Source organism: Pseudomonas sp. Pseusp97 (assembly GCF_047304025.1).
Lineage (GTDB): Bacteria > Pseudomonadota > Gammaproteobacteria > Pseudomonadales > Pseudomonadaceae > Pseudomonas.
In genome coordinates this window covers 1-227 of record NZ_JBGLYK010000624.1, presented here as the reverse complement: position 1 = coordinate 227, position 227 = coordinate 1, and the positions used below count along the sequence as shown (strand labels likewise).

The following is a 227-nucleotide window of genomic DNA, read 5'->3' as shown; positions in this document are numbered from 1 at the left end:
ACCGCACCGCGTTGCGCCGTTCACTGGTGGTCGCGTGCGGCTGGTCGCTGATCTCGAGCCTGCTGTTCGTCGCCTTCTTCGCCGTCTTCGGGCACCTGTTCATCGCCCTGCAGAGCGACATCCCGGAGGTGCGCGCCACCGCCGACCAATACCTGCCCTACCTCGCCTGCCTGCCACTGATCGGCATGTGGAGCTACCTGCTCGACGGCCTGTTCATCGGCGCCACC

1 pseudogene is annotated in these 227 nt (G+C 67.0%); it reads left to right on the top strand.

Features of this window, described 5'->3' with window-relative positions:
- Positions 1 to 227: pseudogene (locus ACCC94_RS30560) on the top strand (MATE family efflux transporter); the annotation flags it as partial.